17 protein-coding genes are annotated in these 23,233 nt (G+C 48.4%); 5 read left to right on the top strand and 12 right to left on the bottom strand.

Annotation, left to right across the window (positions count from 1 at the left end; translation table 11 throughout):
- Positions 1–875: 875 nt before the first annotated feature.
- From R2X38_RS21510 to hinT, 8 genes are all read right to left on the bottom strand, one after another.
- Positions 876–2,165 (bottom strand): NAD(P)/FAD-dependent oxidoreductase, encoded by a 1,290-nt coding sequence (locus R2X38_RS21510; protein ID WP_317524403.1) that lies wholly within the window; start codon positions 2,163–2,165, stop codon positions 876–878.
- Positions 2,166–2,563: 398 nt separating this feature from the next.
- The gene (ycfP, locus tag R2X38_RS21505) at positions 2,564–3,106 is read right to left on the bottom strand and encodes an alpha/beta hydrolase YcfP (RefSeq protein ID WP_317524402.1); all 543 of its coding nucleotides are present in this window, start codon (positions 3,104–3,106) and stop codon (positions 2,564–2,566) included.
- 95 nt (positions 3,107–3,201) lie between these two features.
- Positions 3,202–4,047 carry a DUF6279 family lipoprotein gene (locus R2X38_RS21500; protein WP_317524401.1) on the bottom strand — a complete coding sequence of 282 codons (846 nt, stop codon included), beginning with the start codon at positions 4,045–4,047 and terminating at the stop codon, positions 3,202–3,204.
- Between the two features lie 234 nt (positions 4,048–4,281).
- A complete protein-coding gene (locus tag R2X38_RS21495) occupies positions 4,282–5,172 on the bottom strand; it encodes a phosphotransferase (RefSeq protein WP_317524400.1) in 891 nt (296 codons plus the stop codon).
- A gap of 36 nt (positions 5,173–5,208) precedes the next feature.
- Positions 5,209–5,802 (bottom strand): penicillin-binding protein activator LpoB, encoded by a 594-nt coding sequence (lpoB, locus tag R2X38_RS21490; protein ID WP_317524399.1) that lies wholly within the window; start codon positions 5,800–5,802, stop codon positions 5,209–5,211.
- 50 nt (positions 5,803–5,852) lie between these two features.
- A complete protein-coding gene (locus R2X38_RS21485; RefSeq protein ID WP_317524398.1) occupies positions 5,853–6,239 on the bottom strand; it encodes a YcfL family protein in 387 nt (128 codons plus the stop codon).
- On the bottom strand, positions 6,239–7,684 hold the full coding sequence (locus tag R2X38_RS21480; RefSeq protein ID WP_317524397.1) for a hypothetical protein: 1,446 nt from the start codon (positions 7,682–7,684) through the stop codon (positions 6,239–6,241). Before R2X38_RS21480 ends, R2X38_RS21485 begins: the two co-directional genes overlap by 1 nt.
- Before the next feature lie 171 nt (positions 7,685–7,855).
- Positions 7,856–8,206, bottom strand: a complete 351-nt coding sequence (gene hinT / locus R2X38_RS21475; RefSeq protein WP_317524396.1) for a purine nucleoside phosphoramidase — start codon at positions 8,204–8,206, stop codon at positions 7,856–7,858.
- A 442-nt stretch (positions 8,207–8,648) separates the two neighbouring features.
- On the opposite strand from hinT, the gene R2X38_RS21470 reads away from it, so the two are divergent.
- Positions 8,649–10,652, top strand: a complete 2,004-nt coding sequence (locus R2X38_RS21470; RefSeq protein WP_317524395.1) for a methyl-accepting chemotaxis protein — start codon at positions 8,649–8,651, stop codon at positions 10,650–10,652.
- 211 nt (positions 10,653–10,863) lie between these two features.
- Positions 10,864–11,895, top strand: a complete 1,032-nt coding sequence (gene pyrC / locus R2X38_RS21465; protein ID WP_317524394.1) for a dihydroorotase — start codon at positions 10,864–10,866, stop codon at positions 11,893–11,895.
- A gap of 95 nt (positions 11,896–11,990) precedes the next feature.
- Here the strand turns inward: pyrC and R2X38_RS21460 are convergent, their stop codons facing one another.
- The 4 genes from R2X38_RS21460 to R2X38_RS21445 form a co-directional block, all read right to left on the bottom strand.
- On the bottom strand, positions 11,991–15,086 hold the full coding sequence (locus tag R2X38_RS21460) for an efflux RND transporter permease subunit (protein WP_317524393.1): 3,096 nt from the start codon (positions 15,084–15,086) through the stop codon (positions 11,991–11,993).
- A gap of 2 nt (positions 15,087–15,088) precedes the next feature.
- Positions 15,089–16,174, bottom strand: a complete 1,086-nt coding sequence (locus R2X38_RS21455; protein ID WP_317524392.1) for an efflux RND transporter periplasmic adaptor subunit — start codon at positions 16,172–16,174, stop codon at positions 15,089–15,091.
- Position 16,175: 1 nt separating this feature from the next.
- Positions 16,176–17,216, bottom strand: a complete 1,041-nt coding sequence (locus tag R2X38_RS21450) for an efflux RND transporter periplasmic adaptor subunit (RefSeq protein WP_317524391.1) — start codon at positions 17,214–17,216, stop codon at positions 16,176–16,178.
- 423 nt (positions 17,217–17,639) lie between these two features.
- Complete coding sequence (locus R2X38_RS21445) at positions 17,640–19,148, bottom strand: fumarate hydratase (RefSeq protein WP_317524390.1); 1,509 nt, start codon at positions 19,146–19,148, stop codon at positions 17,640–17,642.
- Positions 19,149–19,413: 265 nt separating this feature from the next.
- Between R2X38_RS21445 and pabB the strand changes: the two genes are divergently transcribed.
- The 3 genes from pabB (at position 19,414) to R2X38_RS21430 (ending at position 23,063) form a co-directional block, all read left to right on the top strand.
- Entirely contained in the window at positions 19,414–20,817 is a 1,404-nt protein-coding gene (gene pabB / locus R2X38_RS21440) for an aminodeoxychorismate synthase component I (protein WP_317524389.1), read from the top strand.
- A 202-nt stretch (positions 20,818–21,019) separates the two neighbouring features.
- Positions 21,020–21,628, top strand: a complete 609-nt coding sequence (locus R2X38_RS21435; RefSeq protein WP_317524388.1) for a CoA pyrophosphatase — start codon at positions 21,020–21,022, stop codon at positions 21,626–21,628.
- A gap of 181 nt (positions 21,629–21,809) precedes the next feature.
- A complete protein-coding gene (locus R2X38_RS21430; RefSeq protein ID WP_107297470.1) occupies positions 21,810–23,063 on the top strand; it encodes an aromatic amino acid transport family protein in 1,254 nt (417 codons plus the stop codon).
- Positions 23,064–23,233 lie beyond the last annotated feature (170 nt).

The raw sequence follows: 23,233 nt of genomic DNA, 5'->3' as shown, positions 1-23,233 counted from the left end.
GATAAAAATAATATTTATATGAAAATAATTGATAAGAATACACGCAAAACTTGATTATATAACAACCAGAACTACCGGCTTTGATGCTGTGTTTTATGACCAGCTTCAAACTATAATCGTGCACTTTCCCCTCGACCAAGATAATTAGCCCCCTCCTTGTAAGTCATAGCTACTTAATGACTGTGAAGGAAACTCTTAAATATCAACATAACGATAACAATTACAGGTGTGAATCTGGCCATGAAAATAGTTAAAGTTTTCGTAAATACAAAGTAAATCCAAATATAGGAATGACACCGCACGAATTCACTTGCTGACTAACTAAAACAGAGCAAGTAATCGTCATATTTCGAGTGTGCGACACTTCGAACGATAAGAAGCAACATCAGCCATCTTAGAACTAGATTTACGGAAGATATTCAATAAATTAATAGCTTACGTGAGACAAAAAGCAGCAACGATGAATCAATAAGTCGCCCTACTGTCCGAGTTAAGTATTAAAGAGCCCGAAAGGATGGTGGATTTGGATCAGAATTAAATCAACGCTAGAAGACGCAGAGAATGGACTCTCCGATAGGTTTCGTATGGCTCTTTCTGTTACATAGAAACAATACTTATCGCTTATTGAAGCTATTGAGATTTATGATTCTTGCGTGGATAAATAATCATAGCCTCAGCCTTACTGCAACAAAAAGCGCCTAAAATTCGAAGGTGTTGGAATGCTTAATGCCATTAGTTAGTCTGTATATTGCGTTAGTGTGCGCAGATATCGACACCTTTACAAAAGAAAAATACAGCAACCTGTGTGGCCTTCAAATGTATACTGAACTAATAAAATTTACCGGAGCATTTGCTCCGGTTTTAATCTGTTGAAATTAATGTAGTTTCAAGTTTGGTCTGAGAACTCGATTTATTCGGCCTACCAGCATCATCAGGCTGGTTTTCACCACACCGTGCAACGCGATCTGGTGCATGCGGTAAAGAGAAATGTATACCACGCGGGCAATACGGCCTTCAACCATCATCGAGCCTTTGGTCAGGTTACCCATTAGGCTACCCACGGTTGAGAAACGGCTCAGTGACACCAATGAGCCATGGTCGCTGTAGACATATGGCTTCTGCTCGCGGTCAGTAATTTTAGCAACGATGTTCGAGAAACAACGGCTTGCCATCTGGTGTGCGGCCTGGGCTCGCGGTGGAACAAAGCTACCGTCTTCCTGTGCACAAGATGCCAAATCACCGATAACATAGATATCGTCATCACGGGTTGTCTGCAGCGTCGGCTTAACCACCAGCTGGTTAATGCGGTTAGTCTCAAGGCCGGCGATATCCTTGATGAAATCAGGCGCCTTGATACCTGCAGCCCACACCATGATTTGCGCCGGGATATGATCGCCATCTTTGGTTGTCAGGCCGGTTTCGTCAGCCTTGGTGACCATTGTCGCCGTGCGCACATTGACGCCCAGCTTGGTCAGCTCACTATGGGCCGCTGCCGAAATGCGCGGCGGTAGAGCAGGAAGAATACGCTCGCCGGCTTCTACTAGGTTAACGTTCAAGCGTGAGCTGTCCAGATCGCCAAAGCCGTAGTTCTGAAGCTCCTTGACTGCATTGTGCAGCTCTGCTGACAATTCAACACCGGTTGCACCGGCACCGACAATCGCAATATCAACCGTTTTCTGCTCTTTGTTCGCATGCAGCTTCAAGAACTGGTTGTTCATTTGTGTACGGAAACGGTGCGCCTGCTCAGGGCTGTCCAGGAAGATACAGTTGTCACGCACACCCGGGGTATTAAAGTCATTCGAAGTAGAACCGATAGCCATAACCAGAATGTCATATTCCAGCTCGCGCTCAGGCATTAGCAGCTCATCGTTCTTGTCATAAAGTGGTGCGAGGCTGATCACCTTACGGTCGCGGTCAATGTCTTTCAGGCTACCCATCTGGAAATCAAACGAGTGGTTTTTCGCATGGGCACGGTAACTCAGTGCATCGACCCCTGCATCCATCGAGCCGGTTGCTACTTCGTGCAACAGCGGCTTCCACAGGTGACTTGCCTTGCGATCAACCAAGGTAACCTTAGCGCGGCCTTTACGACCCAATGTACGACCCAGCTTCGTTGCTAGCTCCAAACCGCCGGCGCCACCGCCAACAATAATAATTCGAGTCATCACAACACTCCTTCCACAAATTTAGAATTTTAAAATTTAGAAATCTAACCTGGCCCGAGCTAGCTCCAACCAGCATAATTCTTTTTATTCAACAGCTTAACTTTAGAAATACGAGGGATGCTTACTACATCTTCTTCATTTAATTAACTAAACTTTTTTTGATTTATCTCAAAAAAAGTTAAGATTTGCATTATAAGCCAATATTATTTCAAGGCAAGAAATAATTGATTAGGATCAAAACCCAACATTAAATTCGGGGTTTTCGTATCCATAGCGACATGCAGTAACGCACACCATACGTCTTGAAGGAGGCTAGAGGGGCAAACGACAGGGGGCAATAAGACCCTGTTAGCGCGCAGCAGACGGACGTATACCGTCTGCTTGCTACGAGGTCAGTATCAGGAGGCTTCTTTAAAAGCTTTTATTGTTTGTAGATGCTGAGAGATCTTCTTGAATTTATGGGTTTCTTTCTCGTCCCAGATAATATCGTAGAAATCACCGAGTACGTCTTTGGTGTGGTTGTTGTCTAGCACTTCATCATTGGTTGAAAGTATGCAAAGGCAGTTACCTTTATTTTTCTTACGAAAATCATTCACACACTTGGTGGAAATATCAGCATATTCTTCAGGACGGTCAATACGACCTTCCATATTACGCTCAGGATACAGGTTAGGGTTAAAAATAACCTGCTTCATACCACACAGAAAACCAATCCTTTCAGACCAGTATCCACCAAGCCCCACCCCACAGATAAGTGGTTGTTCATCAGCAGACTCTTCCTTCAGCTTATGCACTTCTTTTAACAGATGCTGCATATCATGCTTAGGGTGCAGGGTACTGTAATTCACAAAACGCACATCAGGATCAATGAACTGAAGCTGCAATACCTTTTCATGGTTACCTGGGCTTGTGGAGTCAAAACCATGCAGATAAATAATCATTTTTATTCCCTATTGTGATTATCAGTAAAATCAATCTAACACGTTTTGTAGGGTTTGTTGACATTACTTTCACAAGAGGTGAGACGATCATCTAGTTATTGATTAATCAGTAACGCCACATCCTTGCGGAGATTAACCAACTTGCGATTTAGATACGCTTTCTGCTGTGGCGACATTGTATGATTAAGCCGCCGCATCAGTTCAAACCGCCGATTGAGATAAAAACGGATCTCTGTTTGGTATTGAGGGCTGTCCAAGGCAACCATATCTCGCATCAACTGGGTGAACTGCTCTTTAAATGAAGGTTGGCTGCGGTTTTTCATCAACTGCTGCCAACGTTCAAAATAGCCATTACGCAAGGAACGGAAAATCGGCGACATCTCCAGCTGGTAACTTGCCAGCTCAGTCAGTAGCTCCTTTTGCCTGCTGGTTAGGGAACCGACCCAATCCTGGGTAAAGTCTTGTAAACGCTCCGACCGCTTAGCAAGCTGCTGCGATTGACTCAGTTTACTTCTTTCCCGATCAAACTCTGCAAACCGCTGGCGCAAACGTGCTTCGAACTGAGCCACCTGAGAATCATCCAACTGAGCAAACATATCGGCCACCGGGTCTGCCAAAATCGCTGCCGAATCCTGACCCAAACGGGTGAATACCGTGTAATACTCCTGCAATTGACCGAACGTCATAGGAGATAGGAGATCAGCTTGTAAGCGGTCGATGGCACTGTGGATTTTAGGCATTTCTTGTCGACGATGAAGTGCATGAGCACGGTCAACACCTTGGTCGAAACTGGATTCCTGAGAAGAGCTGAGGGTAACATAAGAGGAAAGGCGGTAATTCAACCATACGTCCAAGTTATTGTAAGCCAGCCTGGTCGTACAACCTCCAACCAAGACTATGGCTAGGGTAATGCCCGCCCACTTTGGAAGCAACTTGCTCATCACCACCCCCTATTCCAAACTCAACACGTTGAGTACTTCATTTAATCAACGTTTTCTCATTTACGTAGCTGCCTAACAAAAAAGATCATTGTTTCTGCCTACCTTCGATAAAGCGGTATCGAGGTAAGAAGAATGAAGAAAACAGCTATAAGTATAAAGACCCAGCTGATACGCATTTCGCACAAACAGGAAAGGCGTTATCAATTGTAGACGAGAGGATTTAAAAAGGTTCTATTAATCAGAGAATTGCAGTCTATCCCACAACTTTTCTTTCAAAGATTGGGCTTCGTTGAAATAGTCTTCATTATACGGCTGCTTATCGGCAAACTGCTTTGCCCCGACATAAAACCACAGCATAGCAAGGTAATCACACCAGGGGTGCCAATACTCAACGGCAGAATGCCACAATGCTCGCGTATCAGCATCGCGTATTCCCATCTGTTGGCAATACAAGTCGACAGCCTTAATAGGCTCCAATTGATTGGCTGCAATAGTTAATGCCAAATCCAGCGAAGGGTCACCAGCCGCAGCATATTCCCAATCAATCACTTTCTGCTGACCGTCCGGTGCAATAATAATGTTGTACCAGCCCAAGTCATGGTGGCAGCATGTATCTTCAAACCACTTTCTGACCGGTTGGGACTGAAAGTAGGTATGGATACGTTGGAGCTGAGTATCTCCCTTTTCATCTCCCATAAATTGCCAGTAGTGTACACCCCGCTGTTGAACATCTAGGCGCCAGTAAGGCAACGGAAGTTGATGGACCGCACTCTGTACAGCAACCAAATCGGATAACGGAAAATCTGGATCGGCGGTTTGCCCTGTAGCCCATTCAACCAATAGGCCTTGCGCAAAATGGACAAAGGCTCTGGGAGCAAGATCCGGTGATGATGAGATATAGATAGCATGCAACACATCGTATTCGTGCTGTCTAGACACACCAAAGGCTTGCGAAGAGGAAGAATCAGGGCGCCATACCAGCGTATGGCAATGCCCTGTTTCAGTATGCTTGATAATCACCTTCCAGCAGCGGTTACTAAGACCGCCACTAAGAGGTTCAGCACTAACCAAATGATGATCCGGCAACCTAAGCGCAAATAACGCGCGTAACGACTCGACACTCATTTACCGGTTCACCTTTAAGCTGTTTTCTAAGCGAGATTACCAGCCCAGAAGGCTCTTGGATTCCTGCTTACGGATTTCGGTTTCGTCAGCCCACTCGATAAGGCCTGTTTTCAGATCCATCAAACGCATGGTCATCTTGTAGTAAACGTCTTTATCACTGCCGGCTGACTTCACGATGCTCGACAGGTTGCCGTACATCATGTATTCGGCACCGACCATTTGACCAAATTGAATCGCAGTGCTTTGGTTGACCAGCTCATCATTGTTCTGGAAGTTAAGTTGTTTACGCACATCTTCCACACGAGTCATGTCGACGAAACGGAACTTGCCTGAATTTAGCAACTTAGTGCTGACCGAATCAGTGATGGACTCGGTATCAATGTGCTCGCTGGTTTTGTTCTTGATGCTATCGACCATAATGATAGGACGTTGGCCATTGCCGGTAATGTAAGCCACCGAGCCCGATGTCAGCATGCTGTCTGTCATTTCTCCGGCAATCTTTTGCAAATCCGTTGAGCCAAACTCAATCGTTGTTGTCTCTGCCTGCTGAGCATCGCCATAACTTACTTTCTGGGCACAACCGCCCATCAATGCTGCTACACCCATTAATGCGATTACGCTTTTTTTCATCGTCTTACCTTTATCTGTCAAACAGCACCGCTACAGTGCCAATCCCAAAATTAATAATCTGCTTTGCGGATATAGATCCGGTATTGCGTTGCCTGGGGGCTTCTGGCAACCGCTTGTAATGTCATCGTATCTTTGCCGTGCAGCACAACCTGACGCCATGGGCTATCGCTACCGCTCACCTCAAGCCCCTGTGCGTCGTACCAATAAAAGCGGTACTGCAGGTTGAGATCGGAATCAATCTGGCTGGTCACCGGCACCCCGGCCTTCAGTAACCCATTAACCACAGAGACATTGGCTTGCTCAATGGATAGACGGCTGGCAAGGTTAGGATTGCCAATCACCACACTTTGATTACTGCTTTCAATACTTATTCCCGACGTTGTCGTTGAACAAGCCGCCAAACCCAAGACCATTCCCAATACAAGTAATATTCTCATCAGTTATTCCCCAATAAGACTGACCAACCGGCCAGCTGATTTCCCTGACGTGACACCCAAACCATGGTTGTTCTGCCTGCTTTTACGTCAACGTCTATCTGATGGCCATTCCAGGCCAAATCATACTGCCCTGCTGCGACATCTTGCTGGGCAATTGCCACTGAGGCTGGCAAGCTCTGCCAGCTTCGGGTATCTGGTTGCTCAGTGAGGGTATTGAAAATGTTCGTCAGGACATTACCAATATCATCCCCCTTTCTTGCTGCAGTCTTGCGTACTTCATTCTTCGCGACCACCCGCAGCGCCTGTCGCAGCACGATAACGGGCAGGTCTTCTTGCAAGCTGTAACGTGCCATGCCATTTACATTGGCAACCTCGCTGTCGATCACAGGCTTACCGTTGAACTGCAATGGCGAATATAATTTTTTGGACGGATTGGGGTAATACGGCAATGCCAGATTGTAAATCACCCCATTACCTCGGCTATCTGTCAGCCAGATAGGCAACCGCCAGCCATCTCTTGCCGACACCACACCCTGCTCGTCGAATACAATCACCCGGCCGGTATTGGCGGAAGGTGCCTGGTATTTGCCGTAGCGCGCCTCCAGTGCTGGCAGATCATTATCCATCCTCATCCTGGTTGCCATACGTAATACCGTCTCGGCAACAAATGGGTTATTCGGTGCGACAGCCAAGGCCCGCTTGTAATCAATGTAAGCGCTGTTCAAATCACCGTCTGCTTCGTAGAGCACGCCTGAAAGGAAAAACAAATAACCGTTCTGGATATTACCCAGCTCACTCCCCACATCAGGGTAGCGTGCCAATACCGCACCAAGGTTTTGATCCATACCATTTCGCCGCGCTTCTTTAGCCGCTTTATTGAGTTCAGTCTCTCGCTGTCGCTTGGCTGCCTCCTGAACCTGGTTCGCGCGACGTACCTCTACCAAGGCCCCTTCAAGATTGCTTTGCTGAAGGTAGTTAAGCGCCAGGTAAAGATGCAAAAAGCCCAGCTCATAATCAGCAGGACGATAGGTGATCATATTGTCATTGGTCAGCAGTGAACCGGCTTGGTTAAAACCTTCGGAGATCTGGATGCTGGCCTGACGCTGCTGATCTTTGACCGCGGAGTCTGCCGATTGCAGTGCACCAAAACTTTGCGGGTATTGCCCCGCGACAAAGCCAACTCGCCCTTTCTCCATTCCATCGAGGATTTCACCTGCAGGCGCATCAGGCAATACGTCCAACGCTTGCTGGTACAAGCCCTGCTGCATTGCCTGATGGGTCTTGCTGTTTGCCGCACTATAATGACTAAATAAGCTCTGGGTTGAGAGGTTTGCACAAGCAACCAGCCCCAGAGACAGCACCGCTACGACGGCATGTTTCAACATCTTTTTGCTAACCCCAATCACGACCACATGGAAAAACTGATAACAAAGTGACCACTCCATTTGGTCTTCTAAACCTGAATACCCTGAACCAATAGCAAAGATGCTAAAAATACCTGCCAGTCAGACTTTATTTTGGAACGTAAGTTCACTGATGAACGGTTCAGCACAATGATTGGCCTTCTCGTCGGAAGGCCATATCAGATTGAGCCGCTTTTCTTAGCCTACGAGCGCTTAGCCCACAAGCATTGGTCCTAGAGGACGGCCACCCAGCAAGTGCATGTGGATGTGGTAAACTTCTTGGCCGCCGTGAGGGTTACAGTTCATGATCAAGCGGTAACCGTCTTCAGCCACCCCTTCCTGCTCTGCCAGTTTCCGGGCAACCGTAAACAAGCGGCCCAACATTAGCTCATCTTCTGCTTCAACATCGTTGACTGTCGGCAGCAATTTATTCGGGATAATCAGAATATGGCTTGGCGCACGCGGGTTAATATCACGAAAAGCCGTTACTAAGTCGTCCTGATAAAGAATATCAGCAGGAATTTCCTTACGAATAATCTTACTGAAAATGGTTTCTTCAGCCATGTCTTGCTCCATTTATCGTTATCAAATCTACACTTGCAGTATGCTCGACAACGTTGATAAGAGCAATATTGAACATTGTTTTTAATCTTTTTTCCAGTACTTTTTCTCGCCAGACTAGTTCTTCCAGGCCGATTTCATTTAAAGGCCAACCTAATCAATAGTGAAAGATTCATTAAGTTGCGGGATAACAAAGTTATTTTTTGATGCAGCGGTCAAAGAATGTATGAAGCCAAATCATTTACTATCTGGCACAGTGCTCAATAGCCATAACAAGGATTTATTGTTGCGGCGAGTCAATAATGACGCAATTTTGTTCGCTTTTTTTGCTTCTAAAATTTGAGGCGTCACATTTTGTGCGAAGACCAAAACCATAATTCTAACTTCGTATTACATTGCCATAAGTAAGTTCTGCTGTCGCTTGCTTGTATTGTTTAGGGATATTATGAAGACAACGAAACAAACCTCTGTCATACGACGTATGTATACCGGTATCGCCGTAATGGTAATGCTCTTTGTTGCCACACTGGTGATGATGCTCGATGGCACCAGCCGGATCCACCAACAACTCCAGATTGTCACCAACCAATCTTTACCCTTGGTGTCACTGTCCAACCAAGTCAGCGTCAGATTGTTGGCCGCCGATAAAATCTACAAAGATTTTCTCACTAGCCAAGATTTGGTAAGGATGGATGCCTACGAGAAAAACTTTGGTCAAGCTCACGAGCAATTTCTCGCCGCTTTCGAGCAGCTAGTCGGCGCCTCACAAGACAATGCCGCCCTGAGTGGCCAGTTAGAAGCTTTAATTGCTCTGGAGAGCCGTTACTTCAAAGAAGCCAAGACGGCCATGGACAACTACCGGACCCAGCTTATTGCCCAGGAAGAGCGCCAACTGTCAGCTCGTCGTTTCCAGCAACTGCACAGCAGCCTGAACAGCCGCATGAAGGACTATGTGGATGATCAAGAAAGCATCTCGGTCAAAATGATCGCCAAGAATTACTTCGTCAAACTGCAGGAAACAGAGGTTGTCACCTCCGATGCCCTTGCGACCGAAGACATCACGGCCATTGATGATGCGATAAAGAGCAACCGTCGCAATATCAACCACCTCAACAATGCCTACCGCTCCCTGCTGGCTATCATGCCGGAGCTGAAGCCGATTTTTGATAAGTCTATTGGCCAATATACTATCGATATTGGCCAATCCGGTGGTGTGCTAGATTCCCACTTCCAATATATCGAGGCGCGCAACCGCCTGTATGACAACATTGCCATTCTGGCCAATGAGATAGACCAGGCAATGGAGCTGCTTGGTAGCTTCAGCGCCCAGGCGAATACCCAGATGGAAGCGGCGATTACCAATGCCGACAGCACCTACAGCCAGGGATACCGCAATGCGACCATTCTCGGCATTGGTGCGACCTTGTTTGCCCTATTTATCGGCTGGTACATTGCACAGAGCGTTCGCAAGCCACTGAAGGCTACCCTGGTAACGCTTGAAGCCTTGGCAAAGGGCGACATGACCAAACGCAGTCAGGTCAACCAGTTTGTCGAGTTCAGCCAACTCGGCAAATACATCAACACCCTTGCAGACAACTTGCAGGAAATCCTTGGCAAACTCAGCCAAGCCTCCAGCGATCTCACCTCGGTGGCAGAGGAAAACCAAGCAACAACTACAGAAGCGAAGAACCGCCTCCATGAGCAACGTCAGCAAACGGCTTCCGTGGCGACAGCCATGACAGAAATGGAGCAGTCCGTTACCGACGTTTCCCATAGTGCCCAGAACACCATGGAGCGTGTAAATGAGGTTGAAAAAGCATCGAGTACCGGTCGCGAAGTGATGAGCCGCAACATCAACACTACCCACCAGCTATCGACGCGTCTGGATAAATCTGTCCACGCGGTTTCTGACTTGCAGCAAATGAGCAGTAATATCGGCTCTATTCTGGATGTGATCAGAAATATTGCCGACCAGACTAACCTGCTCGCTCTCAACGCAGCAATCGAAGCAGCCCGGGCTGGCGAGCAAGGCCGCGGCTTTGCCGTTGTAGCTGACGAGGTCAGAGTGCTGGCCAAACGCACCACTGATTCGACATCCGAAATAGAGCAGATGATCCAGCGCCTGCAGTCCAGCTCCGGCCAAGCGGTTGAAGTAATGCAAAGCTGTGTCAGCGAAATGGAAAACAGCATCACCCAAGCCTCTGACGCCAACAGCGCGATGGAAGAAATTCAAGCGATTATCCTTGAGATCAGCCAGATGAGCACACAGATTGCACAAGCAGCTGAAGAGCAGCGCAGTACCACAGGCTCCATTGCCCGCTCACTGGAAGATATCAGCCACATTGCTGATTCGAACTACCGCTCGATGGAAGAAGTCGCCGAAGCCAGCGGCAAGCTTGATCAGCTCGCCCACCAGCAGAATGATCTTGTTCACCGCTTCAAGCTCTAGTTTATTTTCATGTAATCACTCCAAGCCAGCCTCTCCGGTTGGCTTTTTTCATTGAGTCATCTTTTTTTGCTTAAAACACCGATTGCAGCTCCACGCAAAGCAATCGTTTGCCCTAATCTGCACCAATTAATTCAATAGTTTGAACATGCCGCTTTACAAGCATTGTTAGAGGTTTTAGAATCGGTCGATTTTTTTTGGGAGGGAAGCAACAATGACGACTATTACGATTACACGTCCTGATGACTGGCACCTACATTTGCGGGATGGCGACGTGCTCAATGACACTGTTCGCGATACCAGCCGTTATATGGGTCGGGCTATCATTATGCCAAACTTGGTCCCGCCGGTAACCGATACTGAAGCAGCCCTTGCTTACCGTGACCGTATCCTTGCCGAAAAGCCTCAAGGCAATTTCTCTCCTCTCATGACGCTCTACCTCACCGACAACACCACTCCTGAAGAAATTCGCAAAGCAAAAGCCACTGGCCACATCTATGCCGCAAAGCTTTACCCAGCTGGTGCAACCACCAACTCAGACTCAGGTGTCACTTCAATCGACAAACTGATCCCGACACTGGAAGCGATGCAGGAAGAAGGTATGCTGCTGCTGATCCACGGTGAGGTAACCACTCACGATGTCGATATTTTCGACCGCGAGAAGCAGTTCCTCGATACCGTGCTAGGCCCTATCGTTGAAAAGATGCCAAACCTGAAGATCGTGGTAGAGCACATCACTACTAAAGATGCGGTAGAGTTTGTTACTAACGCAGGTCCAAATGTCGCGGCGACTATCACTGCACACCACCTGATGTTCAACCGCAACCACATGCTGGTTGGCGGGATCCGTCCACACTTCTACTGCTTGCCGATCCTCAAGCGCAACACGCACCAAGCAGCGCTTGTTGCTGCAGCGACCAGCGGTAGTCCGAAGTTCTTCCTGGGTACTGACTCAGCACCACATGCTCAAGGCCGCAAAGAATCGGCTTGTGGTTGTGCAGGTTCATACACTGCGCACGCCGCCATCGAGCTTTATGCTGAAGTGTTCGAGCAAGCAGGCGCACTGGATAAGCTAGAAGCCTTTGCCAGCTTCAATGGCCCTGACTTCTACGGCCTACCACGCAACGCAGATACTATCACCCTGACCAAAGAAAATTGGGCAGTGCCTGAAACAATGGCTTTCGGCAATGATGTTGTTGTGCCAATCCGTGCTGGTGAAGAGATGACTTGGAAAGTAACGGCTTAACAACTGCCACTATTTTCAAGACAAACATTTCGAGACCAACACAAAGGGGCGCATGAAGCGCCCCTCTGTTTATCTTACCGTTTGTTGAGCAAGTTTTAGCTATGCACTGGCTCCGGTGCCACAGGACTACTTCCCGGCAACGCCACATGGTGGAACAAGCGGTACAGCACGGGCACGACAATCAACGTCAGTACTGTCGCAAAACCCAAACCAAACATGATGGTTACGGCCATCGGCTTGAAGAACACATCCGGCAGCAGCGGTACCATACCCAATACGGTAGTAATAGCCGCCATACACACTGGCCTGACACGACTCACCGCCGCGTCAACCACAGCCTGGTACTTATCCTTACCGCTGGCAATTTCGATTTCGATCTGATCCAGAAGTACGATACCGTTTTTCACCAGCATTCCCGACAAGCTGAGGAAACCTAGCAAGGCCATGAAGCCAAATGGGGTATTGAGCAATAGCAAACCGGTAGTTACCCCGATAACCGCCAGTGGCACCGTTGCCCACACAATCAGGGCTTCCTTCACTTTATTGAACAGGAAGATAGTAATGAGGAACATCACCAGGTAACCCATCGGCATAGTCTGGAACAGCGAGGCTTTCGCATCGGCAGACGACTCGTATTCACCGCCCCACTCCAACGAATAACCCGGCGGGTAATCCAGCCCTTCGATAAGGGGTTGAATTCGAGCCTGTACTGTTGCTGCTGTTTCATCACCAAGTGGATCCGGATCAGCCATCACCGTTAGCATCCGCTTGCGATCTTTTCGCGCAATAAGCGGGTCTTCCCAAATAATATTGACACCATTCATGACCTGTTGCAGGGGAATATATCCTTGCGTTGCCGGGCTCCATATCTTCATCCCTTCGATAGTGCTGACATCCACCCGCTCTTCGTCAGGCAGACGGGCGACAATCGGCATCAGGTTGGTACCATCTCGATATACCCCAACCGTTAAGCCAGAAAATGACATCTGCAATAAATCATCGACATCTTTCTTGGTGATCCCGTAGCGACGGGCCTGGCTTTCGTTGAAGACCGGCTCGATAACCTTGTTCCGTTCACGCCAGTCATGGCGAATATTGTAGGCACCGGGATCAGCATTCATGATATCCACAACCTGCTTAGCAAGCGTTCGCAGTACGGTTGGATCAGGGCCAACCAGACGGGCTTCAATTTTTGAGCCAGATGATGGACCAAGCATAATTTGCTTGAGCTTGTATTCAAGCTCTGGATGTTTGGTATCAAGAAGTTTCCCAATCATCGCCATGACAGGCAGCACTTCTTCGAAACTCTTAACCCGGATCACCAGCTCGCCATAAGAGGAGTAACTCTTCTCCGGGCTATAGGTCAGCATAAAACGCTGCGAGCCTTTACCGGCGCTGGTGCTGATATATTCAACCCGTTCATCTTGAGCAACAATGCCTTCTAGCTCTTCCAAGGTCGCATTGGTTGCCCGGATATCCGTCCCCTCTGGCAACCAGACATCGACCATAAACATTGGCGTGGTCGATGACGGGAAGAAAGACTGCTTGAGCAAGGTAAAGCCATACAGGCTCGCCCCCAGCATCGCCACCAGTATAATCACCGTCATCCATGCACGGCGCATACAGAACTCAAGGAAAGCCTTGTACCAAACAAACAATTTCCCCGCGTAAGGATCGGCATCTGGGTCAGCATTACCGGTTTTAACACTCTTGAAGAACAGGTCACTGAAGAACGGCGTCAGGGAGATCGCGGTAAACCAGCTGAGCATCAACGAAACCAACAGCACGGTAAACAGGGTCCGACAGTATTCACCGGTTGAGTCCTGCGACAGGCCAATCGGTGCAAATGCCATCACTGCAATGACGGTTGCCCCAAGCAACGGCCACTTGGTTTGGGTCACAATATCCGAGGCAGCTTGCATCCGGGTTCTCCCCTTCTGCATGCCTATTAGCACCCCTTCGACCACCACTATCGCGTTATCCACCAACATACCCAAGGCGATAACCAAAGCACCGAGCGAAATCCGCTGCAAGTCAATGGCGAGCCAGCTCATGAAGACGAAGGTACCTAACACAGTAAGCAAAAGGATCAAACCAATCAGCAAGCCTGAACGCAGCCCCATAAAGAACAGCAGGACAACAATAACAATCGCTACCGCCTGACCTAGGCTGATGATAAAGCCGCTGACCGACTTATCTACCTCTGTTGGCTGGCTGTATACCACGCCAATATCAATACCGACTGGTTGCTGCTCTTTAAGTTCACGCAAGCGAGTTTCCACACGCTTACCGACATCGACAACGTTGACCCCTTCAATCGCTGAAATCCCGACATGCAATGCTTGCTGGCCGTTATAGCTGATCAGGTTACTTGGCACTTCCTGGAAGTCACGCTTGATGTCTGCCACGTCTTTTAGGTAGATCAACCCTTCAGCGCCACTCTCGGTAATAATCAAATCACCGAGTTCATCAACGTTTTGGAATTCGCCGGTTGGGTGAACTCGGATATATTCACTGCCAATCCTCACCGCCCCAGCACTGGTAACCAAGTTTTGGGTCTGCAACGTGCTATAGATGGTTTGAGGTGAAATCCCCAAATTGCTTAAGCGCTGCAATGAGATTTCGATAAAGACTTGCTCTTGCTGGGTACCGGTAACCGAAACTTTACCCATCCCATCAACCAACTCGATTTCACGGCGCAGGTAATCGACATAGTCACTCAGCTCCTTGTAGCTATAGCCTTGGCCAGTCACCGCCAGCAAAATACCAAAGACATCACCGAAATCATCGATAACCGACGGCTCCTGTACCCCAGGTGGCAATGATGGTTTGAGATCGTTCACCTTACGCCGCATCTCATCCCAAATCTGCGGAAGATCATCCGGCCCGTAGTTGTTCTTCATGGTGACGGTTATCTGGGATAACCCGCGGCTGGAAACCGAATTGACCTCGTCGACGTAAATCAACTGCTGTATTGCTTTTTCAATCGGGTATGTCACTTCCTCTTCAACCTGAAGAGGCGTTGCACCGGGGTAGGCGGTGACCACCATCGCATCTTTGATGGTGAATGCCGGGTCTTCCAATCGTCCAAGCCCGAAGAATGCCATGGTGCCGCCAATCAAAAAAATCAATGTCAGCATCCAGCTGATCACTTTGTTCCGAATAAAATAACTAGCAATATCCTGTTTCATAATCAGCCCGCCTCCTTATCCACTATGGTGACCGACTGGCCTTCACGTAACCTATTCGCACCTTCGATAACAATATGCTCGCCGGCTTCTAGCCCTTCCAGCAACCGAACTCCCTCCGGTACTACCTTGTCTGTGACCACTTTGCGCTTGGTCACGGTATTGTCGTCGTTGACCACCCAGACAAATTTGTTGTCCATATTCAATTCATCACCATCTTCATTGAAGATGGCTTCGAGCGGGATCACCGGCTCTCCCTGCCGGTAAACCTTGAGCTTCTGGGCATCGGCCTTCACCTCGACAGCCATCCCGTCAAGAATGAAGCGATCCTCCGGCATCGGCATGGTCAGGGTCACGAGAAACGAACCCAGACTGGGATCAGGCTCGGTGGTGAACTCCTTGAGAAAAGCCTTATACTCGGTACCGTCCTCGAGCAGGATGGTCGCCCCTGGATGGGATTCCTCCATTTCGATGGCGGTACTCTGCGAGTAGATCATATCGGGCGCTTGGATGAGGATATCGACTTGATCGGCAAGGTGCAGGTTCATCACCAGCTGGCCGGCCTGGACATTCTCGAATTGTTCGACCGGCACCCGGGAAACGACACCGGCGAACGGTGCCTTGAGCTCGGTGAAGGTCAGATTTAGCTTGGCGTAATCCAGCCGGGCTTTGGCAATCCGGCGCTGCGCCTTGAGTTCATCAAACTGAGACTGGGGCAAAAAACCTTGCTTGACCAGTTTCGCCGAGCGGCGGTACTGGCTATCGGCTACATTAAACTTGGCCTGAGCATCATCTACTTCCAGTTTGTAATCGGTCGGATCAAGGCGGGCCAGTAACTGCCCTTTCTTTACCTGATCGCCTGGACGGACGGCAATAAAACTAACTTCTCCCTGTACCCGAAAAGACAAACTCGATTTGTCAGCAGCAGCAGCCACTGCAGGAAATGTTAATTGAGGTGCAGCCTGTGCCATTCTGACTTCGGCGACTGAAACAGGCGCTACCACGGTACGAGGCTCCACGGCGGCTTTCTCACAACCTGCCAGCACCATGACTCCCCCCAGCACCCAAGGTATTAGCGTTAACCTCTTCATCCTACAGACCCCGCTCTTTTACCCATTTACGTACTTTCTGACCTTCCTGTAACTCCGATACCCCGGAGGTGGCAATCAAGTCACCGTCATTCAAGCCATTAATTACTCTGCGCTTGTCATCAAGCTGAACAGGCACTTTGCTGACTATCCCTTGCTCGTCAACACGCCAGACAAATGTCTCCTCCCCCTCGGTCAAGATAGCCCGGGACGGTATAGAACCACTTGAAATATGGGGAATTGCGACACGAACGTGTCCTGCCATACCCGGCAACAAATTGAAGCCCTCGGGGCGCTCCATAAAGAGAGTCACTTTATAGCTGGAGGTCTTTTCATCTGCTTCGGTATCAATTTCCTTGAACTCCGCAGAGAATGTCTGCCCGGGAATGGTGTCGAAGCTCACGGTAGGATCCCGCTCGACATTGGCTTGATGCTGGAAACGAGCCAGGAGCTGCTCAGGCAGCTGAAACGTCACATTGATCAAACCTGCACTTTGAATATGCATCACAGGTTGCTTGGCCGCGACATATTCATAATTTTCTACCAGCGACAGAGACAGCGTACCATCGTAGGGAGCAACTAAGCTTGCGTAGTTGAGATTGGCTTGGGCCTTGTCGAGATCAGCCTTGGCTTGGTTAAGCTCGGCTTCCGAGCGGTCGAAGTCCAGTTCTGACACCACATTAGTTTTGAGCAGCTCTTTGTCCCGCTTGTATTGAACATAGGCCAATTCATAATCAGCCTTGGCCTGCTCGAGCAAGAGGCTAAGCTCATCAGTATTCAAATGAGCCAGTACCTGCCCCCGTTTGACAATATCGCCCGGGTTGCTATTAACCTTATCCAACTGCCCTGAGACCCTGAAGGTTAGTACCGCTTTGTCCCCCGCTTCAACAACCGCAGGAAAGGTCCGGAAACTTTCATTGTTACCAACAGATACAGCCTCTAGCTTAACTGGCCGGGAGTCAGGCTCAGGAATGACGACTTCTTTATCCCCGCATCCTTGCACCAATAATGCTAACAAGGCCGGGGCCAACATCACGCGTCCCATAAAATCCTCTACATTTCTTCATTATTGTTGTTTTTTTCCAGGCATCAAACACGTACAGCGTGAACACATGACACCAAAAAGCTTGTTAATACTATAGTCCACATGTCGCTACATTAATTATACAAAGCGCAGAAAAACAACAAAAAACAGGTTATTAAGAAAGGCAATGACGATATCAGAGCGCCTAAGACACCACGAGAGGACACAGCAGGAAATCAGGAGAAGTCAGTAATAATCAGATGAACAAATCTCAAACTCGCTCAAACGCATAGAATGAGTAAATTTTTAAGGGGGATTTAGCTATTTTTATATGACTCAATAAGCGCTCTGATACCTATCCCAATCAACAGGCAATAAAAAAGGAGCCTGACGGCTCCTTTCAAATCGATCAATACCCGCTTGTAAGCCTGTTAAGGCTATCTGTTAGCCTTCAAGCTCAGCGATTTTTACTTTCCAAGTATCCGGCCCCGTCTGGTGGGCATTCACCCCTTCGGCATCAACGGCAACCGTGACAGGCATATCTTCGACTTCAAACTCGTAGATAGCCTCCATGCCCAAGTCTTCGAACGCCACCACGCGTGCTTTTTTGATGGCTTTGGCAACCAAGTAGGCGGCTCCGCCCACAGCCATCAAGTACACCGCTTTGTGCTGCTTGATTGACTCAATCGCGGCCGGGCCACGCTCGGCTTTACCAATCATGCCCGTCAGGCCAGCTTGCTCAAGCATCATATCGGTGAACTTATCCATACGGGTAGAAGTCGTCGGACCCGCTGGGCCTACCACTTCATCGCCCACCGCATCAACCGGGCCAACGTAGTAAATAAAGCGGTTCTTGAAATCTACCGGGAAGTCTTCACCTTTCGCCAGCATATCCTGGATACGCTTATGAGCCGCATCACGGCCGGTCAGGATTTTACCGGACAGCAAAATGGTTTCACCCGAGCGCCATTCCTGAACATCTTCTTTGGTTACTTCATCCAAATTCACACGGCGAACGTTGTCACCCACTTCCCAAGTCACTTCCGGCCAGTCTTCCAGCTTCGGTGGAGATAGATCTGCCGGCCCAGTGCCATCAAGGGTAAAGTGTACGTGACGGGTTGCAGCACAGTTAGGGATCATGCAAACAGGCTTGGAAGCCGCGTGTGTCGGGGCGGTTTTGATTTTCACATCCAGCACGGTAGTCAGGCCACCCAGGCCTTGCGCACCGATACCGAGCTTGTTGACGCGGTTGTAGATATCAAGACGCAGCTCTTCTTCTGCATTTTGCGCACCGCGCTCCTGCAACTCATGGATATCGATAGATTCCATCAGAGATTCTTTTGCCAATACCGCCGCTTTCTCTGCAGTACCACCGATACCTATACCCAGCATGCCCGGTGGACACCAGCCTGCGCCCATCAAAGGTACTGTTTTTTCAACCCACTCAGCCACGTCATCAGACGGGTTGAGCATGACCATTTTGGTCTTGTTCTCGGAGCCGCCGCCTTTGGCCGCGACCTGAATTTCAACTTTGTCGCCAGGCACCATATCAATATGAACAACCGCAGGGGCATTGTCCTTGGTATTTTTACGGCTACCAGCAGGATCAGCCACGACAGAGGCTCGCAGCGGGTTATCCGGGTTGGTATAGGCCTGACGTACACCTTCGTCAATCATTTCCTGTACAGTCAGATCACTGTCCCACTGTACATTCATGCCGATTTTGACAAAGCAGGTCACGATGCCGGTATCCTGACAGATTGGGCGGCGACCTTCAGCTGACATACGCGAGTTGATCAAGATCTGAGCAATCGCATCTTTTGCAGCCTGGCTCTGCTCTTTGTCGTAGGCTTTTTCCAAAGCCTGAACAAAGTCGAGCGGATGGTAGTAAGAAATGTACTGCAGCGCATCGGCCACACTACTAATTACATCTTGTTTACGGATGACGGTCATATCTGCCCTCGTTGATTTTTTATCATTCCCTGGCGCCCGATTTTTATGCTTCCAGTGTAGGGTGTGATTCACATTCTCTGTAGAAAAATGCAACCACGCGGCCATGATCCTCATGGCATTTCTCCATCAAGCCTATTTCAGTGCTACCAGCTAAAAATAATGCTCTCAGGACGTCCTTGGGCGTCGGATTAAATTCTGTGTTTATGATACTCTTGCGGATAAATTCGCGCCATGCGGCAAACGTACACCTGTCACAAAAAAGAAAATGATTTGTAAATCGCATCCAGAACTGAGTATCGAACAACTCGACTACCACAAAGACGCCTCGCTAACGTGGTTTGAATCGTTTGCGGGCCAGCCTTGGGCTATGATATTACGCTCGGCGGCTTCTGATCACCCAGATAATCGCTTCGACATTTTAGTTGCTGATCCTTTAGCCACTTTAGAGACATATGGTGAAACAACTCGTATTAATTTTTCAGATGGTGATGAAAAGACGAGCAGTGATGACCCGTTCGCGCTGATCCAGTCGCTGCAAGAACAGTTGGTTCCTTCGACAAGCCCTTTGAAAGATGTGCCTTTTATCGGCGGCGCAGTCGGATTGTTCAGCTACGATCTCGGCCGTAGAGTCGAAAAAATAGCCAACACCGCCAAACACGACATTGCGACCGCTGACATGGCTGTTGGCATTTATGACTGGGCATTAATTGCCGATCATCAAACCAAGCAGCTTTATTTAGTGTCACCGGAAGGCAGTGACCGTAAATATTGGCTGCAACAGCAACGTTGTGCTACCGAAGAAATCGCTGCGGCTACCAAATCGCAACACCCCACTGCGTTTGCATTAACATCACCATGGCAAGCCAACATGGACAAAGACGAATATTGCAACAAATTCGATCGAATCCAGCAGTATTTGCTGTCAGGTGACTGCTACCAAATCAATCTCACGCAACGTTTTTCTGCCAGCTATCAAGGTGATGAGTGGCAGGCATATCGCTTGTTGGAAGAACGTAACGGTGCGCCATTCTCTGGTTTCCTTCGCACCAGCGATAGCGCGATTCTTTCGGTGTCACCGGAAAGGTTCCTACAGCACCGTGAAGGCTATATCGAAACCAAACCAATCAAAGGTACGCGCCCGCGAGACAACGATCCTCAGCGTGACAAAGCGTTAGCTGATGACCTTCGCTCAACCGAAAAAGATCGCTCGGAAAATCTGATGATTGTCGATTTACTGCGCAATGATATCGGCAGGGTTGCCAAGCCAGGCTCGGTCAAGGTGCCATTGTTGTTTGACGTAGAGAGTTTCCCGGCAGTGCACCACTTGGTCAGTACCGTTACGGGCGAGTTGGATGAGCAATATACTACGACTGACCTATTGCGGGCCTGTTTCCCTGGCGGTTCCATTACCGGGGCGCCGAAGATCAGGGCGATGGAAATTATCGAAGAGCTAGAGCCTAATCGCCGCAGTGCCTATTGCGGCAGTATTGGCTATATCAGTCGCTGCGGCCAGATGGACACCAGCATCACTATCCGTACCTTGGTGGCTAACGATCAGAAGCTTCATGTTTGGGCCGGTGGCGGCATTGTCGCCGATAGCCAGGCTGACAGCGAATACCAGGAAACTCTCGATAAACTGAGCCGGATTCTGCCAGTTCTAGAGAATTAACCAAGGTATGATTGTCTGGAAGTAAAGGCCATACCAATCAATTTCTAATTGGCTTGGCCTTTATTTATCGTTAATCTTATCAAAATAGTGCTGCACGGATCCGCAGCATTGAAACCGCCTAGTATTAAAATCAATTCGCTAAGTGGCTGTTTCAACATCTATAGTTATTAGTATGCCGTAACTGTAACACCACGGAAGGTTTATGAATTGCCAACAACAGATCATTACCCGCTTTCTGCTAGCACCACAGGCTAGCTACGATAAAAGCCACACCCGCCGTGTTCGCCAACATATTAGCGAAGGCCATGTTTTAAAGCCTGCTGCCGTGCTCATTCCTCTTGTGCCTCGTCATGGGTCTTTCAGCATGATCTTCACTCGCCGTGCAGACCATTTGAAACATCATCCAGGCCAAGTTTCTTTTCCAGGCGGGCGTTATGAGCCACAAGATGTTGATTTGATTGATACCGCACTACGTGAAACCCATGAAGAGACTGGTATTTTATGCAACCGTGACAGTATTATCGGACAGTTACCTAGCTTACCAACGATCAGCGGTTATATCGTCACACCGTACTTATCGGTTATCTCACCTAATTACAGGCCAGAACTGGATCCAAACGAGGTTGATGAATTGTTCGAGGCTCCTATCGAACATGTATTAAACCCGATGAATATCAAGATACAAAAAGTTACGCTTGATGGAAAAATACACAATATTTATTCAGTTCCATTCAGCAAATATTCAATTTGGGGCGCCACCGCCCAGATGCTTAAATTACTGTCGGATCAGCTCTGGCATGAGCAAAACTAATCTGACACGATAATTTCCCTAATCTTACCTCACCAGCCAGTGTGATCCAGATCACACTAAATTGTATTGCAATTCCGCCCCGTTACATAACGAGATCTCGATCAAGGTTTTCCTGCAATAAATCACGAAAATGCGCTCCGTTCCTAATTTCCGTTCCGTAATTAACTTTGGATATATAATCATGCAAACATCTACAAGCACCGTAGCGACTAGCGCTGCAAAAGCAGGATGGACGTATAAAGACGTAACATGGGCACTATCTCTATTCGGTACTGCTGTTGGCGCGGGCGTATTGTTCCTGCCAATCAAAGCGGGTGCCGGCGGTTTCTGGCCTCTTGTTATCCTTGCCCTGCTTGCTCTTCCAATGACTTGGTTTGCTCACAAGAGCTTGGCTCGTTTCGTTCTTTCTGCGAAAAACCCAGACGCAGATATTACTGATACTGTTGAAGAACACTTCGGTAAAGCTGGCGCAAACATCATCACTTTTGCTTACTTCTTCGCCATCTACCCAATCGTTCTTATCTACGGTGTCGGTATTACCAATACTGTTGACTCTTTCATGGTTAACCAGCTAGGCATGGAATCACTTCCACGCTGGATCCTGTCTGGTGGCCTGATCATGGCGATGACTGCAGGTGTTGTATTTGGTAAAGAATTGATGCTGAAAGCAACTTCAGCAATGGTTTACCCACTAGTATTCGTTCTACTAGCACTATCTGTATACCTGATTCCTGACTGGAACGCTTCAATGATGTCTGTTAGCCCAGACTGGGGTTCAATGCCTTCTATCATCTGGCTAGCGATTCCAATCATCGTGTTCTCATTCAACCACAGCCCAATCATCTCTCAGTTCTCTAAAGAACAGCGTCGTGTTTACGGTGAAAATGCAGTACAGAAAACTGACATGATCACTGGTGGCGCAGCAATGATGCTGATGGGCTTTGTAATGTTCTTCGTATTCTCTGTAGTACTTTCTCTATCTCCAGAGCAGCTAGCAGATGCACAAGCACAGAACATCTCTGTACTGTCTTACCTTGCAAACATCCATGAGTCTCCAATGATTTCTCTGATGGGTCCTATGGTTGCATTCGCGGCGATCACTTCTAGCTACTTCGGCCACTTCCTTGGTGCACACGAAGGTCTAGTTGGTCTAGTTAAGTCTCGCTCTGACATGCCAAAGAGCAAGATCGAGAAAATCTCTCTAGGCTTCATCGTAGTAACAACTTGGATTGTTGCAGTAGTTAACCCAAGCATCCTGGGCATGATTGAAACAATGGGCGCGCCAATGATTGCCGCTATCCTGTTCCTAATGCCAATCTTTGCAATGCAGAAAGTACCAGCAATGGCTAAGTACAAAACATCTGCTCCTGCTCAGATTTTCACAGCGCTATGTGGTATTGCAGCGATTACTTCTGTAATCTACGGTGCACTATAAGGCGATTTATCACCAACTCAGTGATAATTCACCAGCGCTAAGTGAATTTGTAAGAAAATGTGCTACAACGCATAGTCTTCTGACTCAAATTCCGTAAAATAGAGCCACTAAAGAGCAGGACGCGTTTGCCCCTGCTCTTTTATTTTTGATTATCTCGCCAAGGAAGGGGC

Origin of the sequence: Photobacterium rosenbergii, from assembly GCF_033022775.1 — a bacterium.
GTDB classification, from domain to species: domain Bacteria; phylum Pseudomonadota; class Gammaproteobacteria; order Enterobacterales; family Vibrionaceae; genus Photobacterium; species Photobacterium rosenbergii_A.
The sequence above is the reverse complement of the archived record's forward strand: the minus strand, read 5'-3'. Positions and strand labels throughout refer to the sequence as shown.

Excerpts from the sequence above, each read along its gene's own strand:
- R2X38_RS21485 (WP_317524398.1), bottom strand. The coding sequence starts at position 6,239 with ATGAGAATATTACTTGTATTGGGAATGGTCTTGGGTTTGGCGGCTTGT.
- R2X38_RS21510 (WP_317524403.1), bottom strand. The coding sequence starts at position 2,165 with ATGACTCGAATTATTATTGTTGGCGGTGGCGCCGGCGGTTTGGAGCTA.
- ycfP (WP_317524402.1), bottom strand. The coding sequence starts at position 3,106 with ATGATTATTTATCTGCATGGTTTTGACTCCACAAGCCCAGGTAACCAT.
- R2X38_RS21500 (WP_317524401.1), bottom strand. The coding sequence starts at position 4,047 with ATGAGCAAGTTGCTTCCAAAGTGGGCGGGCATTACCCTAGCCATAGTC.
- pyrC (WP_317524394.1), top strand. The coding sequence starts at position 10,864 with ATGACGACTATTACGATTACACGTCCTGATGACTGGCACCTACATTTG.
- R2X38_RS21430 (WP_107297470.1), top strand. The coding sequence starts at position 21,810 with ATGCAAACATCTACAAGCACCGTAGCGACTAGCGCTGCAAAAGCAGGA.
- lpoB (WP_317524399.1), bottom strand. The coding sequence starts at position 5,802 with ATGAAAAAAAGCGTAATCGCATTAATGGGTGTAGCAGCATTGATGGGC.
- R2X38_RS21495 (WP_317524400.1), bottom strand. The coding sequence starts at position 5,172 with ATGAGTGTCGAGTCGTTACGCGCGTTATTTGCGCTTAGGTTGCCGGAT.
- R2X38_RS21470 (WP_317524395.1), top strand. The coding sequence starts at position 8,649 with ATGAAGACAACGAAACAAACCTCTGTCATACGACGTATGTATACCGGT.
- R2X38_RS21445 (WP_317524390.1), bottom strand. The coding sequence starts at position 19,148 with ATGACCGTCATCCGTAAACAAGATGTAATTAGTAGTGTGGCCGATGCG.
- R2X38_RS21460 (WP_317524393.1), bottom strand. The coding sequence starts at position 15,086 with ATGAAACAGGATATTGCTAGTTATTTTATTCGGAACAAAGTGATCAGC.
- hinT (WP_317524396.1), bottom strand. The coding sequence starts at position 8,206 with ATGGCTGAAGAAACCATTTTCAGTAAGATTATTCGTAAGGAAATTCCT.
- R2X38_RS21450 (WP_317524391.1), bottom strand. The coding sequence starts at position 17,216 with ATGGGACGCGTGATGTTGGCCCCGGCCTTGTTAGCATTATTGGTGCAA.
- R2X38_RS21435 (WP_317524388.1), top strand. The coding sequence starts at position 21,020 with ATGAATTGCCAACAACAGATCATTACCCGCTTTCTGCTAGCACCACAG.
- R2X38_RS21480 (WP_317524397.1), bottom strand. The coding sequence starts at position 7,684 with ATGGAGTGGTCACTTTGTTATCAGTTTTTCCATGTGGTCGTGATTGGG.
- R2X38_RS21455 (WP_317524392.1), bottom strand. The coding sequence starts at position 16,174 with ATGAAGAGGTTAACGCTAATACCTTGGGTGCTGGGGGGAGTCATGGTG.
- pabB (WP_317524389.1), top strand. The coding sequence starts at position 19,414 with ATGATTTGTAAATCGCATCCAGAACTGAGTATCGAACAACTCGACTAC.